15 protein-coding genes are annotated in these 16,804 nt (G+C 37.1%); all 15 read left to right on the forward strand.

Translation table 11 applies throughout. From position 1 onward, the window contains the following. Nucleotides 1-278: 278 nt before the first annotated feature. Nucleotides 279-1,664 carry an MATE family efflux transporter gene (locus AC2CGN_RS20900; RefSeq protein ID WP_484516026.1) on the forward strand — a complete coding sequence of 462 codons (1,386 nt, stop codon included), beginning with the start codon at nt 279-281 and terminating at the stop codon, nt 1,662-1,664. After that, nucleotides 1,665-2,495: a putative RNA methyltransferase gene (locus AC2CGN_RS20905; RefSeq protein WP_484516028.1), complete on the forward strand. Its 831-nt coding sequence runs from the start codon at nt 1,665-1,667 to the stop codon at nt 2,493-2,495. It begins immediately after the preceding gene. Between the two features lie 94 nt (nt 2,496-2,589). Continuing rightward, the gene (locus AC2CGN_RS20910) at nt 2,590-4,509 is read left to right on the forward strand and encodes a 3'-5' exonuclease (RefSeq protein ID WP_484516030.1); all 1,920 of its coding nucleotides are present in this window, start codon (nt 2,590-2,592) and stop codon (nt 4,507-4,509) included. A gap of 85 nt (nt 4,510-4,594) precedes the next feature. Next, nucleotides 4,595-5,203, forward strand: a complete 609-nt coding sequence (locus AC2CGN_RS20915; protein WP_286923290.1) for a lysophospholipid acyltransferase family protein — start codon at nt 4,595-4,597, stop codon at nt 5,201-5,203. Nucleotides 5,204-5,310: 107 nt separating this feature from the next. Beyond that, complete coding sequence (locus tag AC2CGN_RS20920; RefSeq protein WP_484516032.1) at nt 5,311-5,775, forward strand: low molecular weight protein-tyrosine-phosphatase; 465 nt, start codon at nt 5,311-5,313, stop codon at nt 5,773-5,775. Between the two features lie 394 nt (nt 5,776-6,169). Then, a complete protein-coding gene (locus AC2CGN_RS20925; RefSeq protein WP_054771039.1) occupies nt 6,170-6,889 on the forward strand; it encodes a YebC/PmpR family DNA-binding transcriptional regulator in 720 nt (239 codons plus the stop codon). Between the two features lie 762 nt (nt 6,890-7,651). Continuing rightward, nucleotides 7,652-8,947 carry an arsenic transporter gene (locus AC2CGN_RS20930; RefSeq protein WP_484516034.1) on the forward strand — a complete coding sequence of 432 codons (1,296 nt, stop codon included), beginning with the start codon at nt 7,652-7,654 and terminating at the stop codon, nt 8,945-8,947. 331 nt (nt 8,948-9,278) lie between these two features. Continuing rightward, nucleotides 9,279-11,021 carry a methyl-accepting chemotaxis protein gene (locus tag AC2CGN_RS20935; protein WP_429986246.1) on the forward strand — a complete coding sequence of 581 codons (1,743 nt, stop codon included), beginning with the start codon at nt 9,279-9,281 and terminating at the stop codon, nt 11,019-11,021. A gap of 86 nt (nt 11,022-11,107) precedes the next feature. Next, nucleotides 11,108-11,683, forward strand: coding sequence for a YdcF family protein (locus AC2CGN_RS20940; protein WP_429983274.1), 576 nt, complete (start codon nt 11,108-11,110; stop codon nt 11,681-11,683). A gap of 68 nt (nt 11,684-11,751) precedes the next feature. Next, nucleotides 11,752-13,449, forward strand: a complete 1,698-nt coding sequence (locus tag AC2CGN_RS20945) for a M3 family oligoendopeptidase (protein WP_484516037.1) — start codon at nt 11,752-11,754, stop codon at nt 13,447-13,449. Between the two features lie 186 nt (nt 13,450-13,635). Continuing rightward, entirely contained in the window at nt 13,636-14,745 is a 1,110-nt protein-coding gene (locus AC2CGN_RS20950) for an AI-2E family transporter (RefSeq protein WP_286923297.1), read from the forward strand. Between the two features lie 11 nt (nt 14,746-14,756). Continuing rightward, nucleotides 14,757-15,377 (forward strand): NUDIX hydrolase, encoded by a 621-nt coding sequence (locus tag AC2CGN_RS20955; protein ID WP_286923298.1) that lies wholly within the window; start codon nt 14,757-14,759, stop codon nt 15,375-15,377. Between the two features lie 111 nt (nt 15,378-15,488). Continuing rightward, on the forward strand, nt 15,489-15,953 hold the full coding sequence (locus AC2CGN_RS20960; RefSeq protein ID WP_429983272.1) for a hypothetical protein: 465 nt from the start codon (nt 15,489-15,491) through the stop codon (nt 15,951-15,953). A 22-nt stretch (nt 15,954-15,975) separates the two neighbouring features. Continuing rightward, nucleotides 15,976-16,167, forward strand: coding sequence for a hypothetical protein (locus AC2CGN_RS20965; RefSeq protein WP_286923300.1), 192 nt, complete (start codon nt 15,976-15,978; stop codon nt 16,165-16,167). Nucleotides 16,168-16,185: 18 nt separating this feature from the next. Next, nucleotides 16,186-16,794, forward strand: a complete 609-nt coding sequence (locus AC2CGN_RS20970) for an alpha/beta hydrolase (protein ID WP_429983271.1) — start codon at nt 16,186-16,188, stop codon at nt 16,792-16,794. The last annotated feature ends 10 nt before the right edge of the window (nt 16,795-16,804 follow it).

A 16,804-nucleotide genomic window follows, 5' to 3' on the forward strand; every position in this document is an offset into this window, starting at 1 on the left:
GAGTGAAGCGGCTCATCGGACGCCCCCAGGAAAGCACTCAGTCGGAACGGAGATCAACCCCTCGTTTTGAAAAAAGGATATACTTTTTAATTTGTCACCTTGATGTCATTGACATAATAGTATTTCAACAACAGGAACCCCTTTCACATGATGTGGTGAAAGGGGTTTTTAAGTGGATAGGCTGTTTTATTTTTTATTACACTAGAAAATTCTTTACAGTCACGAAATCTATGATAAGATACTATTTATTTTAATGGAAATAGGAGAAGTGAAATGTATTGGCAACTACAGTAAGAGAAAGTGATAGTAAAGACACAAACAAGTTAAGCTTATTTCATTTAACTTGGCCGATTTTCTTAGAAGTATTTTTATTTATGTTAATGGGCCTTGCTGATACTTTTATGCTAAGTGCTTTATCTGATAATGCTGTATCTGGGGTTGGTGCAGCTAATCAATATATTCATATTGCGATTTTAATACTTGAAGTAGTTGGTAACGGTGCATCGATTGTTGTATCTCAATATTTAGGCTCAAGGCGCTTTTTTGAAGCTGCGAAGATATCAGCTTTGGCAGTTACGATGAACATGGTTGTAGGAATCATTATGAGTGTGCTTTTTTTCTTCTTCGCAAGTCATCTAATGACAATGATGAACTTACAGGGAGAAGTACTTAAATATGCCCAAAGCTATTTAGTCATTATAGGAAGCTTTATTTTTTTACAGGCAATTATCAATGCATTAGCAGCAATAATTCGCGTGCATGGTTGGACGAAACAAACAATGTATGTATCACTAGGAATGAATGTGCTGCACGTTATTTTAAATTACGGTTTAATCTTTGGTAACTTAGGATTACCTGAGCTAGGTGTAAAGGGAGCAGCTATATCTTCTGTTATCAGCCGTGGATTAGCAGTTCTAGTATATTTCTGGCTGCTGTATCAGGTGATGGAGGTAAGAGTGAAGCTAGAATATTATTTTGAGTATTCAAAGGACTATATTCGAAAAATATTAAACATCGGTTTCCCTTCTGCATTTGAGCAGGTGCTTTATCAATTCTGTCAGATAGTTTTCCTATACTATGCAACATATTTAGGGGCAGAGACATTGGCAGCGAGACAATATGCAATGAATATTTCAATGTTTACGTATTTATTTGCCATTGCAATTGGTACAGGAACAGCCATTATTATTGGCCGTTATGTTGGAGCTGGCAATAAGGATCAGGCCTATCAACAGCTTTGGAAAAGTGTACGTGCAGCCTTTGTATTTACATTTGCAATGGTGGCGATTGTGACAATCTTCCGTAAGCCATTAATGCATGTTTTTACGAATAATACAGAGGTTATTGCTATTGGTGCCTCTGTATTAGCTTTAAGTGTTTTGCTTGAGACAGGACGTACAATGAATATTGTGGTTATTAACTCATTACGTGCCTCCGGTGATGCTAGATTTCCTGTGAAGATTGGCTTTTTATCAATGGTTTGTATGAGTCTTCCTTTGGGGTATTTATTCGTCTTTGTTTTAGATTGGGGTCTAGTAGGTATTTGGCTAGCGATATCAGCAGATGAATGGATGAGAGCGATTATCGTATACTTTAGATGGAAAAGTCGTAAATGGGAGCGTTATGCGCTTGTTTCGCCGACAGAACAAAAGGAGGAACATTAAATGGGGGCACTTTCTAAACGAGCTGCTGGAGCGGCTTTAATGAATAATAATCTATCACTTTTTGCCTGTCCAATTTGTCAGGAATCTATGACGATACAGGAGCAAGGGAGAATGGTATGTTCAGCCAATCATTCTTTTGATATTGCCAAACAAGGCTACATTAATATGCTGACACATGGAGCTGCTTCAAAATATAGCAAGGAGCTCTTTGAGTCTCGTAAGATGGTTATTGACAGTGGCATTTATGATGAAATTGAAGATAAAATTATAGAACTAATTGCTCCTGCACAAACCGTGCTTGATACTGGCTGTGGGGAGGGCTCACATTTAGCCCGTATAATGGCTGAGAAAAAAGGCATTGGTGTGGGGATTGATATTGCGAAGGAAGGAATACTTGCTGCATCTAGACATTATCCAGAGCAGATTTGGTGTGTGGGTGATTTGGCGAAAAGTCCATTTGCAAAATCGAGCTTTGATGCCATTTTAAATGTGCTATCACCCGCAAATTACGAAGAATTTAAACGTTTACTAACTCCAGGTGGTTGTGTAGTAAAAGTTGTCCCTCAAAGTAGGTATTTGCATGAGCTTCGAGCACAATTATATGCGGATTCGGACAAGGAGTCCTATTCAAATGACCAAATAGTTGCTCGTTTTAAAGAAAGCTTTATGGAAGTAAGTGTGAAGCGCATCACCTATACGACACCATTTGCTACTGAACTAATCCCCGCATTGCTTGAAATGACGCCAATGGGGTGGCATAAAAAAGAAGGCGCTGCTATCCGTTTAAATGAAATTACGATTGATGTTGATATATTAGTGGGCCGTGTATAACTTTGAAGAAATTTGGAAACTCCTGTGAAAAAAACAGGAGTTTTGTCGTTTCTGGAGAAGAAGTAAGTGAGGTAATAGAGATGGAGGTGTGCGTATGGCAATGACCATGCCGGAAACAATACGTTCCACTGCAACAATTGGTGAACGCTTACTTTTTCGAACATTAAAGGAATATTTGCCTGATGATTATATTGTTTACTATGAGCCTGAAATTTTAGGAAGAAGGCCGGATTTTGTTATTTTAGGTCCTGATTTAGGGTTAATTGTACTTGAGGTGAAGGATTATACTAAGCACACCTTATTGCATGTCAACCAGGATACTTGGATGATTCGTTCTGCTAAAGGAAATCAAACAACGGTTAAAAGTCCATATAAGCAAGCAAAAGACTATATGTTCCATTTATGTGATGCACTTAAAAAGGATAAAGGTCTTGTGCAATTGGAAGGTAAATATCAATTTAAACTTAAATTCCCCTGTGGAGCAGGTGCGGTATTTACAAGAATGACACAAAGTGATTTTATTGAACATGATCTTTATAGTATAGTAGAGCCCAATTTTTGTTTAACTAGAGATGAAATTGATCCAGACTATGAAGGCTTTTCAGAGGAAAATCTCTTTGAAAAAATTATGAATATGTTCAGCATGCCATTCCGATTAAAGGAACCTCTATCTCCAGAGGATATCAATAGAATACGCTATCACCTATTCCCAGAGGTTAGAATAAGTGCGGAATTTAAAGCACCTGTCCCTTATCAAGATCAGTTATTGCTGTCATTGCATGATATCAAAACAATGGATTTACATCAGGAAAAATTAGCTAAGCAGATAGGTGATAAAAATCGACTAATCCGTGGAGTGGCTGGGAGTGGTAAAACTTTAATTTTGGCAGCTAGAGCCAAGATTTTAGCAAAGCAGCATCCTGATTGGAAAATACTCATTTTGTGCTACAATATTTCTCTCGCTAGGGCAATAGAGCAAATGATTTTTCATATGATGCACACCCCTGATAGTTTGTTTGATTTTGATTTTTCACAGGGAATAGATGGCCTCCAAGAGAAATCTCATCAAATACAAGTCCGCAATTTTCATGCATTTTTAAGACAGGATTTAAAAACCTCTGAGGAAAGAATACCACTTTTACTAGAAAAGTTAGAAAAGGGCGAAGCTATATTACCAAAATACGATGCTATTATGATTGATGAGGGGCAAGATTTTGAGAGTCAATGGTTTAAATTAGTGGCAAATTTACTAAACCCTGATACCATGTCACTACTCTTAGTTGAGGACCGTGCTCAATCAATTTATAAACGAGCACGCTCTTATATTCAAGATACGGGTTTAAACTTCCAAGGTCGATCAAGGGTATTAAGTATTAATTATCGTAATACAGCCCAAATTGTGAAGTTTGCCTGGGATTTTTATCAACATTTCTCCATACTTAAAAATAAGGTTGTGTCAAAGGAGATAGAGGGCGAAATTATTGCTCCGCAAAGTACAAGACGTAAAGGAGAAGAACCAGCCATAATACGACGTAATAATTTCTTTGAAGAGGCTCAAATTGTAGCATTACAAATCCGGAAATTGCATGTTGAAAAGAAGATCCCATATCATGAAATCCTTATTTTATACAGGGTACGAAAGAGTAAGGGACAGGATTATGTAGCCATTTTACAGCAAAAGCTACGAGAATTAAATATTCCGTATTATTGGATTGCGGAATCGGCTGACAGCAAACGTGCCTTTGAGCGCAATGAAGAATCGGTAAAAATTAGTACAATTGATAGCAGTAAAGGCTTGGATTTTCAAGTAGTATTTATTGTGAATCTTGATAATACACCTTGGTATCTAGAGGAAGATTTAGAACAGGAAGCTTCACGTCTTTATATTGGTATGACACGTGCAAAGCAATATTTATGTTTATCTTATTCAGGTGATTCTGCCTATACACAATACTTTGATGAAATTGTTTTGACAAGAAGAAAGATAGATAATAAAGATAGCTATAGCGGATAGCGTTGAATGGACTTATGCAATTGCAGTATACTGGTCTTTTCGATTACAATGGGGATAACTATTGAAATAAGGTAGGAATGAAACAGTGTATAAATTAGCAGCAAATGTTGTCAAAGTGTTTTTAAAATTAATGGGCTCAAAGGCTCGGGTATATGGGGAAGAAAACTTACCAGAAGAAGGTGGGTATATTATTGCATGTACCCATACAGGCTATGTTGATATTTTAAATTTAGGGGTTGCGATGTATCCTAAAGAAATTCATTTTATGGCTAAAAAGCAATTATTTGAAATGAAGGGACTTGGCTGGCTTATTAAACGTTTAAATGCTTTCCCCGTTGACCGCGATAATCCTGGTCCTAGTGTTATTAAAATTCCCTCTCAATTATTGAAGGAGGGGAAAATTGTTGGTATATTTCCTTCAGGTACTAGAAGTGCAGAAGGTACAGATTTAAAGCAGGGTGCTATTACAATAGCACAACTGTCCAAAGCACAAATCGTACCAGCCGCATACGTGGGTGCGCGTAATGTTGGTGATGTTTTTAAACGTGGAAAAGGTTATCTAATTTATGGTGAACCCTTTTATGTTACGGGGAAAGGCAAAGAAGGACGCGATGAATTCACACATCGATTAGAGCATGAACTAATGTCTTTAACAGAGGAATTAGAACAGCGCATTGCAGTTGTGAAAAAATAAAGTCACTGTTATTTTGAGAAGATTTACTGAACGTTAGTATATTCAATTAAAAGAGCACTCAGAATCACGTTTGATTTTGGGTGCTTTGTTGTAGGAGGATATGGAAAATGATTCATGTACTTTTTGTATGTTTGGGGAATATTTGTCGCTCTCCAATGGCGGAAGCAGTTATGCGTAATTTGATTGAGAAGGAGAGCTTGACTCATAAAATAGCAGTGGATTCAGCCGCTACAAGTTCTTGGCATATTGGTGAACCTCCTCACAAAGGAACTCAAGAGAAGCTTAAAGAATACGGCATCTCCATAAAAGGAATGCAAGGACGCCAATTGCACAAGACAGACTTTGAAAAATTTGATTACATTATTGGTATGGATGAAAGTAATATACGAAATATTCGAGCAATGCTAGGCAATCCGGATTCGTCAAAGATTTTTCGTTTTTTAGATTTAACGATCCATCAAAAAGATGTACCTGATCCATACTATACAGGGAATTTTCAAGAAACCTATGATTTAGTTTTAGAGGGCTGCTATGCTTTACTAGAAAAAATCAAAGGAGAACAAAAACTGTAGGAAATTGATGGTCAGCCGCCTTAATAACGCAAAATTTCATAATTTATTTTTAGTGTTAAACATTGGTACACCTAGCTTTGCAAGCGTATTTTGTGTTATTATTTGCAGAGTAAAGATACGATAAGTATTTAACTTCTTTCAGCAGAAGTTTCCCACCTCTATAGGTGGTGAGATGAATACGAATTTTATTTACTTTTTAGAGGGTGTCCAAACACCCGCTGAAAGAAGTTAAAGCCTCCGGCGGATGTCACGGAATCGAAAAGGAATTCTTTGTGTAGCACAAAGCCGATTCCAGACGCAATTATGCCTAGGCATAATTGATTTACCATATACAGATGTGTAATTTCGCATCTATGATTTTGATAAACTTACATGTTGAAAGAGAGTGGAAACAATGGGTCGTAAATGGAACAATATTAAAGAAAAGAAAGCGTCTAAAGACCAAAGTACGAGTCGCATTTATGCAAAATTTGGACGTGAAATTTATGTGGCAGCTAAATCGGGCGAACCAGATCCTGAATCAAACCGTGCGCTTAAAGTTGTTCTTGAACGAGCAAAAACATATAGTGTTCCTAAGCATATTATTGAAAAAGCAATTGAAAAAGCAAAAGGCGCTGGCGATGAAAGCTATGATGAATTACGTTATGAAGGATTCGGACCAGCAGGTACAATGATTATCGTTGATGCTTTAACTAATAATGTTAATCGTACTGCTTCTGATGTACGTGCAGCATTTGGTAAAAATAATGGGAATATGGGTGTAAGTGGGTCAGTTGCTTACATGTTTGATTCTACGGCCGTAATCGGTTTAGAGGGCAAGTCAGCAGATGAAGTTCTTGAAATTTTAATGGAAGCGGATCTTGATGCACGTGATATCCTAGAAGAAGAGGATACAGTTATTATTTATGCAGAGCCAGATCAATTCTTTGCTACACAAGAAGCTTTAAAAGCTGCTGGTGTACAGGAATTCACTGTGGCAGAGCTGTCCATGCTTCCACAAACAGAAGTAGCATTAACGGGTGACGATATAGCGAAATTTGAAAAATTAATTGATGCATTAGAAGATTTAGAAGACGTACAAAATGTTTTCCATAATGCAGATTTAGGTGAATAATTAAGAAAACCAGTAGCATAAACGCTACTGGTTTTCATAGTGTTGAAAAACTAAATGGTCAAGGGACCCTTTGTGAATATTTAGTCAAAATGAAGGTGATTTCCGTTCCAGGCTACTCGCTTTCCTGTGGGCGAGCGACGAGCCGCTTCCTGCGCTGACGCTCCGTGCAGGGTCTCGTCTGTCTCGCTATCCCACGGGAGTCGAGTAGCCTTGCACTCCAATCAGCAATAGTGTAGAACTTTAAATATTTTCTTCCCTCAAAAGTAAAGTAAAAGCATATTACTCACCAACATTAAATGGATAGAATAGTGATACAATTCTATAGCTGTCAACCTACATTTTTGTACATAAAACTACTTTATAAATAAACATAAAGCTACTTATTGCTGGACTGCTTTCGCATAGAAAAATGTTATCAGCTTCATTTTTGCGAAAAATAGTGATGGCTAAGACTTCAATTTATCACTATACATTTATGTGAAATGCCAATGAAAATACTATGAGCAGTGGTTGATTGGAGTGTAGACTGAGTGACTCCTTGGGGATTCAGCGTCACAGATGAGACCCTGGAGCGAGCATGCGAGTGAAGCGGCTCATCGGACGCCCCCAGGAAAGCACTCAGTCGGAACGGAGATCAACCCCTCGTTTTGAAAAAGGGCATACTTTTTAATTTGTCACCTTGATTTCATTGACATAATAGTATTTCAACAACATGAAAACCAGTAGCATAAACGCTACTGGTTTTTAATTAGGGGGAGACTTGTGCAAACGGTTTTAGCAATTGTTTTATTTTTAATAACGTTATTTTTTGTTATAGTCCAGCCACGCCAATTATCTATAGGTTGGTCTGCCTGTATAGGAGCTCTGTTAGCATTGGCTTTAAAGATTGTTACTTGGCATGACGTTTTAGAGGTTACAGGGATAGTTTGGAATGCCACTTTATCATTTATTGGCATTATTTTAATCTCTCTTATTTTAGATGAAATCGGTTTTTTCGAGTGGGCAGCTCTACATATGGCACGACTTGCTAAGGGCAGTGGTATTCGGTTATTTATTTATATTACCTGTCTTGGAGCCATTGTTGCAGCTTTATTTGCGAATGATGGAGCAGCATTGATACTAACCCCGATTGTTTTAGCTATGGTTCGTAAGCTCCATTTAACTGAAAAAATGATTTTCCCATTCATTATTGCGAGTGGCTTTATAGCAGACACGACTTCATTACCCTTAGTCATTAGTAATTTAACAAACATTGTGTCAGCAGATTATTTTGATATAGGGTTTATGGAGTATGCCTTACATATGTTTCTGCCCAATATCATTTCTTTACTGATAAGCATTGTTGTACTTTATATTGTTTTTCATCGTTCCATTCCTAAAGCCTATTCTCTAGAGGCAGTTGAAAACCCGAAACTGGCAATTCGTGATCAAAAATTATTTTCACTTTCGTGGTATGTAATAGCTATTCTATTAATTGGTTTCTTTACGAGTGAGCTTTTAACAATTCCAGTATCCCTTATTCTATGTGGTGTAGCGGCAATCTTTTTCTGGCTTGCGCGCAAAAGTGATACGGTAGATACAAAGCGGGTTGTAAAAGGAGCACCATGGAATATTGTGTTCTTTTCTATTGGGATGTATGTGGTGGTTTACGGCTTGAAAAATGTAGGGATGACGGGGTTGCTTGCAGATTTATTAGATCATGCTATTCAGCAGGGATTAGTTGTCTCGACAATTACGATGGGGCTTGTTGCAGCGGTATTGTCAGCTATCATGAATAACTTACCTACTGTCATGATTGATGCGTTAGCTATTGCAGATACAAATGCTACAGGGATTATAAAAGAAGGGCTAATTTATGCAAATGTCATTGGCTCCAATTTAGGTCCAAAAATGACACCGATTGGCTCACTTGCAACATTATTATGGCTTCATATATTGGCGCAGAGGGATATTCAAATAAGCTGGGTACAATATATGAAAATAGGGATAATTCTAACAATCCCCACTCTTTTCGCTACTTTACTAGCTTTAGTTGCGTGGATAACCCTAATATCATAGAAATGCTGTCGAAATAGTTAAAAGGCTAGCACAATGAGTAAGTAATGCCGATCAAACGAATTTACTAGCATTAACATGGAACGAAGGAAGTAATAGAGAAGCAATCAATACATGTAAGTTAGCATAAAAGTCAAAAAACTATCTTTCAATGGGGACTTCCCCTGTGGAAAGATAGTTTCTTTATTAGCATAAAAGTATGAATATAAGCATATTTGTGTAAATAATCAAATAATTCGTGCATAAATGCGTTTTACCCATTGTGAAAATTTTCAAACCATAACATAATATATAATAATACATCTGATGAGCGAGAAAAAAAGGGGGTCAAAGCATGAAGTTTTTACGTTCGATACAGGGGAAACTGATTATCATTTCACTAGCATTATTAATAATACCTAGTTTAATTATAGGTTTAGTTAGCTACGGTAAAGCTAAAAATGGTATGGAGGATATTGGGGAACAAGTTATTAAAAATAGTGTTGAATCTGCTTTGCAATTAATTGAGCTCGCAAATGAAAGTGTAGAAAAAGGAGACATCCCTTTGGAGGTGGCTCAGGAGCGAGTGCGTGAGGCATTTCTCGGGCCAAAGGATAGTGAGGGAAAGCGGCCAATTAATTATCCTGGAGATTTAGGAGAGTACGGCTATATTTATGTCTTAGATGATAAGGGGACATTAACAACTCATCCAACTAGAGAAGGGGATAATCTATGGGAGGATCAGGATAGCAGCGGTAATTATTTTATTCGTGAAGTAACAGAAAAAGCACTTGCGGGAGGAGGTTTTACGGAGTATGAATTCGAGCTACCTGGTCAAGATGTATTAGCCGATAAAATTATTTATTCTGCTAAGGATCCTAATTGGGGATGGATCATAGCATCAGGTACATATATGCAAGACTTTAATAAGGAAGCTCATTCATTATTATTTGTTATTGGCATAACATTATTGGGGGCCGCCATTATTGGAACTGCAGTTGTCATAATGGTTTCTAGACATTTAGCCGTACCTGTTCAAAAGCTATCTAAGCGTGTGCGTGAAGTAGCTAAAGGGAATCTAACAGTAGAAATTGAAAATTTACAACGCTCAGATGAAATTGGGCAGTTAAATGAAGGCTTCAATGAAATGGTCGATCAATTAAAAACGTTAATTACGGATGTAGAAGAAGCCATTGTAGAGATTCAATCAACATCATCAAATTTAACATCTGTCGCTGAGGAAACAAATGCTTATGGGGATGAAATAGTAAAAGCAATTAATGAGGTTTCAAAAGGGGCTGTAAAGCAAGCTTCGGATTCTGAGGATACAAATCGAACGGCTATTAATTTTGCGCAGCAGATTGAAGTACTGCATGATAAGAATGAATTAATATTTGACGCCTCCCAACATATGAAACAATCCAATCAGGAAGGGCTTGTCAACTTAAATAGGTTAAAAGAGAAATCACAAGAATCTTCAACATTAATTTACACTGTACAATCAGTGTTCAGTAGTTTAATTGAGAAGGTAAGAGAAATTGAAGGAATTGTCGGTACGATTACGGAGATTTCGGATCAAACAAATCTTCTTGCATTAAATGCATCCATTGAGGCAGCTAGAGCTGGTGAACATGGTAAGGGATTTGCAGTTGTGGCTGAGGAGGTAAGAAAGCTTGCTGACCAAACATCTGTTGCAACTGAACTAGTTCGAACAACTTTAAAGGGAATTGAAAGCGAAACCAATTTAGTAAACGACGAGATGAAGAAAACAAATGTCATCGTTCATCAGCAAAATGACTCTGTGGCTATTACTGAGTCCTCCTTCAAGGAGATTGAATTAGCGGTAGAGAAAATAATTGCAGTCATTGGGGATATGACTGAGGGCGTAGCGTATTTGAATAGCTCGAAGAATCACATTATGCACTCTATTGAAAGTATTGCCTTGATAAGTGAGAAAAATGCCGCTGCATCAGAGGAGGTAACAGCCTCAGTGGATGAACAACAGCGTGCGATTCAATTGGTTAGTGAATCTTCTAATGATTTAACAGACGAAATAACAGCATTACAGGAATCGATTAGACGCTTTATATTAAGATAATTGAACAGGATGTTTGTACCGTAGCACCGGACAAGCATCCTTTTTTCTTTCCTAAACGTTAATAAAAGGTAGGGGAGGAAAATATCATGAAAAAATGGGTGATGAGACTAGGCTTATTAAGCATTGTCATAAGTATTGGCATGTATATTTGGCTAGGTGAAGAGATGAAGGAAGGCGTTCAGCCAGCTGCAAACGGAAAAGCTGCGTATATGATTGTGCTAGGTGCAAAGGTAAAACCAGGGGGCATTCCATCGCTTTCATTGAAAAATAGATTGGAAGAGGCTGTGAGGTATCTAAAGAAATACCCTCATGTCCAAGTAATTGTTTCTGGCGGACAAGGGTCCGATGAAGATCAGACTGAGGCTTCAGTTATGCTTGAATATTTACTAAACAATGGCATCGAAGCTAGCAGAATAATAGCAGAAGATCGATCTACATCAACCTATGAAAATTTACTATTTTCAAAGGAACTACTACCGAAGGAAACGAAGCATGTTACGATTGTCTCCAATGATTTTCATTTAAAGCGAGCAAAATATTTAGCTGAAACATTGGATCTAGAGGTAGATGTGGTGGCGGCCAAAACACCAAAATCAGTAGAAGCAAAGTTAAAGCTACGTGAAAGAGCAGCATTATTAAAAACATATATAATTGGCTATTAAATTGTTTCTTAATACTAGATATTTGGCATATAATAGAAATATAACGGTGTATGAAAGAGGGGACTTCTATGAAAACGTTTAAAGACTATGAATACCGTCGACCAAATATTGAAGAAATGAAAGAGCAGCAATTATCTTTAATTGAGCAATTTAAACGTGCGCAGACGATGGACGATCAAAGTAGCATCATTCAGCAACTCAACGCTTTAAGTAATGATTATGCTACAATGGCGAATTTAGTGTATATACGTGCATCAATTGATACAAATGATGAATTTTATCAAGCAGAGCGTGATTATTTCGATGAGGTGGGTCCCGAGCTAGAAGAGGTAACTACAGAATATTATAAAGCATTGATAGCTTCACCATTTCGTGAACAATTAGAGAATAAATGGGGTCAGCAGCTATTCGATTTAGCAACTTATCAAATTAAAGGCTTTTCACCAATAGTCATTGATTTAATGCAAAAGGAGAACAAGCTTGTATCTGAATATAATAAACTAGTAGCCTCCGCACAAATTGATTTTAATGGGGAAACATTAACACTTGCTCAGCTTGGACCATTTGCAGAGTCCACTGATCGTGAAATACGTAAATCAGCAACAGAAGCACGCTTTGGCTTTTTTGCTGAGCATGAAGAAGAATTTGATCGACTCTATGATGAGCTTGTAAAGGTACGTCATGAAATTGCCGTTAAACTAGGCTATAAAAATTATGTGGAGCTAGGCTATGTTCGCATGAACCGCATTGATTATAATGCAGATATGGTGAAGAAATTCCGCGATCAGGTTCGCGATTTAATTGTACCAGTTGCTTCTGAGCTGTATGAGCGTCAGGCAAAGCGAATTGGTATTTCTGATTTTAAATTCTATGATGAAGCATTAAACTTCTTATCAGGAAATGCAACTCCAAAGGGTGATCCAGCTTGGATTGTAGAGAACGGTAAAAAAATGTATGAGGAATTATCACAAGAAACGGGTGAATTCTTCAATTTCATGATTGATCATGAATTAATGGACCTAGTCGCGAAGAAAGGGAAAGAAAGCGGTGGGTATTGTACATTTATCGAAAACTATCATTCACCATTTATCTTCTCAAACTTTAATGGTACTTCAGGTGATATAGATGTATTAACACATGAAGCTGGACATGCCTTCCAAGTGTATTCAAGTCGTGACATCGGTATTCCAGAATACTTATGGCCAACATTTGAATCTTGTGAAATTCACTCAATGAGTATGGAATTCTTCACATGGCCTTGGATGGAGCTGTTCTTTAAAGAGGACACAGAGAAATATAAATTTACACATTTAAGTAGTGGTCTATTATTCTTACCATATGGTGTTGCGGTAGACGAGTTCCAACATGTAATATACGAAAATCCAACAATGACACCTGCTGAGCGCAAGTCAGCATGGAAGAAAATTGAGGAAACGTATTTACCACATCGTGACTATGATCATAATAATTACCTTGAAGCAGGAGGAATTTGGCAACGTCAGGGTCATATTTATGCAAGCCCGTTCTACTATATTGATTACACGCTAGCACAAATTTGTGCCTTCCAGTTCTGGAAGCGCTCAAGAGAAGAGTTTGAGGAAGCGTGGAAGGACTATTTACATTTATGCGGCTTAGGAGGTTCTATGTCCTTCACAAAGCTTGTAAAAGAGGCTGGCTTAATATCACCATTTGAGGATGGCTGTGTCGAATCAGTTATTGGTGAAATCAAGGCGTACCTAAATTCAGTAGACGACGCGGCACTATAAATCTTATACACACTTGATTATTTAAATTCGTGACACTTTCACTGAGTAAATACTTGTGAAAGTGTGCGAATTTTTTAGTTGTGAATGTATGTATAGTAAATTTTATTTTAACAATCAATACTAGGATACTTGCGAAATGGTTAATATATCAGTAGTATTTTCAGTAACTGTGAAAAAAGGAAGTGAATGAGAGTGACAAGAAAAGTTTGGTTTCAAGTAGGCGTAGGGATATTATTAACACTACTAATCATTAAATATTTTGTGGAGATTCATTGGATTTTTTCACCGCTAGTTATCCTATTAAAAGCGATTTTTGTGCCTCTATTACTTGGTGGTGTTTTATACTATGTGACAGAGCCAATTCAGCGATTTTTGGAAAAACGTAAATTCCCGCGGTGGGCAAGTATATTAACAATTATTATAGGGTTGATTGCTATTGCAGGCATCTTTGGATGGATTGTAGGAAATCCGATTGCAGAGCAGGTCAATAAATTAGTAAAGAATGCACCTATGATTAGTGCGAATATAAGTGCAAGTATTAGCACAAGTATTCAAGATGCAACGGACTATCTGTTGCAAAATAAGGATAACTTCCCAACACAGTTAAAAGATATTATTGATAAAATGGCAAATTCTGTACAGGATATTGCTGTAGTTGCGAGTAAAGGGCTTGTCTCCTTCTTACAATCTATAGTGTCTGTCTCCTTATTAGCTATTTTAATTCCATTCTTCTTTATTTTTATGTTGAAGGATCACGAAAAATTTGCGCCTTCGATTTATAAATATTTCAGTGGTGAACGTCGTGAATGGATTAAAAAAACGTTAAGTGAAATTGATGATGTTCTACGTAGCTATATTCAAGGACAGCTGCAAATTAGCTTTTTATTAGCGCTTATTATGTACGTTGGGTATTTAATTATTGGTTTAGAGTATTCATTGCTCCTTGTCATATTCGCTTTCTTTATGAATATGATTCCGTTTATTGGACCTTGGATTGCCTTTACACCAGCTTTAATTGTTGCAGTAATACAGGATCCAGTTCTTGTAATATGGGTATCAGTTGTAACACTTGTTGCGCAGCAAATTGATAGTAACTTTATAACACCAAATGTTATGGGAAAAACACTAGATATACATCCATTAACAGTTATTACGATAATTTTAGCAGCAGGTAATATTGCGGGCTTTATCGGAATTATTATTGCTGTGCCATTTTATGCCGTATTAAAGGTTATCGTATCCAATATTTATGATCAACGTAACGCAATTAAGAAAAGGGCTACGAAGTCAGTATAGGAGTCGAAAAAATGGAACAAGAAATTGTGAAGGTTTTTAATGAGCAGCATGAACAAATTGGAACAGCAACGAGAGCTGAGGTACATGAGAAAGGGCTGTGGCATGAAACATTCCACTGTTGGCTTGTCAATGAGAATTATATCTATTTTCAAATCCGTAGTGCACAGAAAAAAGACTACCCAGGCTTGCTGGATATAACAGCAGCAGGGCATTTATTAGCCGTTGAGACAGTTGAATCAGGAATTCGTGAAGTAAAGGAAGAGCTGGGTCTTGCTATCAATGTAGATGATGTTGTAAAAATGGGCATGACATCCTGTAGTATAGTTTCGGAAAATATGATCGACAATGAATTTTGCCATGTTTACATATATCCATTCAAACATGATTGGGATTCTTTTGATCTTCAATATGAGGAAGTGTCAGGGGTTGTAAGAGCCGATTTAAATGAGGCAGAGGCCTTCTTTTTAGGAAAAACAGCCACTCTTAATATTGAAGGCTATGAATACTTCCCTGACGGTCAACGAGCAAAAATTGTGCGTCCAGTTAGTGCTGCACAGTTTGTTCCATATCGAGAACTATATGTAGCACATGTGATTCAGTTTGTAAAAGACAAGATGTTTAAAACAACATAAGTAAAATAGGACAAGAGCTATTCATTAATAGTGCTTGTCCTATTTCGCTTCGTTATAACAGAAAAAATAAGTTATACTGTAGGAAGATTGTATAGAAAAGGAGCATTTTATATGCTAACATTTGAACAAAAACAAGGTATCATCGAATCATTTTCTGAGCTTACTAAGAAGGAAATTTCTTTAAAGCGCTTAAATTATCATTTCATGGACAGCCTGTATGAAAAGACCATTGTTGTAGAAAAGCTTCATCCAAATGGCAACGGATTTGTCTTTGTTGGAGATTTATTGCGTTATGAGGAAGAGGCGAATGATAAAGGCTTAGTGAATATACGTGATTATGATGAGCAACGACTTCGTGAAATTATTGAAGATGCTATTCAATATTTATCAGAGGAAGAGGATGAACAAGAGCCGATTGTTGAGATATGGCAAAGTAGAGATAATGTACAATTAACATTAGCCTTTGAGCAGCGTTCTTGGAATGTTTATCATGGAGAAAATTTAGAAGAAGCTTTTGGTACGTATGATGCTGCAAAAGAATATTTACTAGAAGAAGGTTTTCGTAATAAGAAATAAGTAGTTCGGGGGAACAGGGTCAATGAATGGGAAAAAATTAGTGGGAATAGTAATTGTAGTTGTTGTTGCAGCTTGTTTATTTTCAGTTTTCACGATTACTAAATTTTACAAAGACCACGAGAAACAGCCAAATAGTGAAAATCGTGAAATAAATAAGTCAAAGAGCTTGAATTTAATTTTACCACAAGCTACAATTATCTCGAATTCAAGATAATTGGAAGGTGGACTGTTTATGCAGCACGTTTTTTATAAAGGAACAGATGAAACAAAGCCTGTATTGTTGTTACTACACGGTACAGGTGGAAATGAGGAGAGCCTAATTGGTCTTGCAAGGGAAATTGATGAAACTGCAAGCATTTTAAGCGTTCGTGGGAATGTGTTAGAGAATGGCATGCCACGCTTCTTTCGTCGTTTAGCGGAGGGTGTTTTTGATATGGAGGATTTAATCTTCCGCACAAAGGAATTATATGACTTTTTATCAGAGGCAGCACAGCAGCATGGATTTGATCGCCAACTAGTTGTAGCTATTGGCTATTCAAATGGTGCAAATATTGCAGCAAGCCTATTATTCCATTATGAGAATGCTTTAGCAGGTGCTATTCTTCATCATCCGATGGTACCAAGAAGAGGCATAGAACTTCCGAAACTTTCATCTATTCCTGTCTTTATCGGTGCTGGTACAAATGATCCGATGTGTACTGCACAGGAATCAGAGGATTTAGGGGCACTTTTAACTTCAGCGGGTGCAAATGTGACAACTAAATGGTTTAATTTTGGTCACCAGCTGACTATGCCAGAAGTAGTAGCAGCAAAAGAATGGTATAACAATATTTATGCATAAAAGGAAAAAT

It is taken from the genome of Lysinibacillus sp. DFXJR4 (assembly GCF_057196045.1).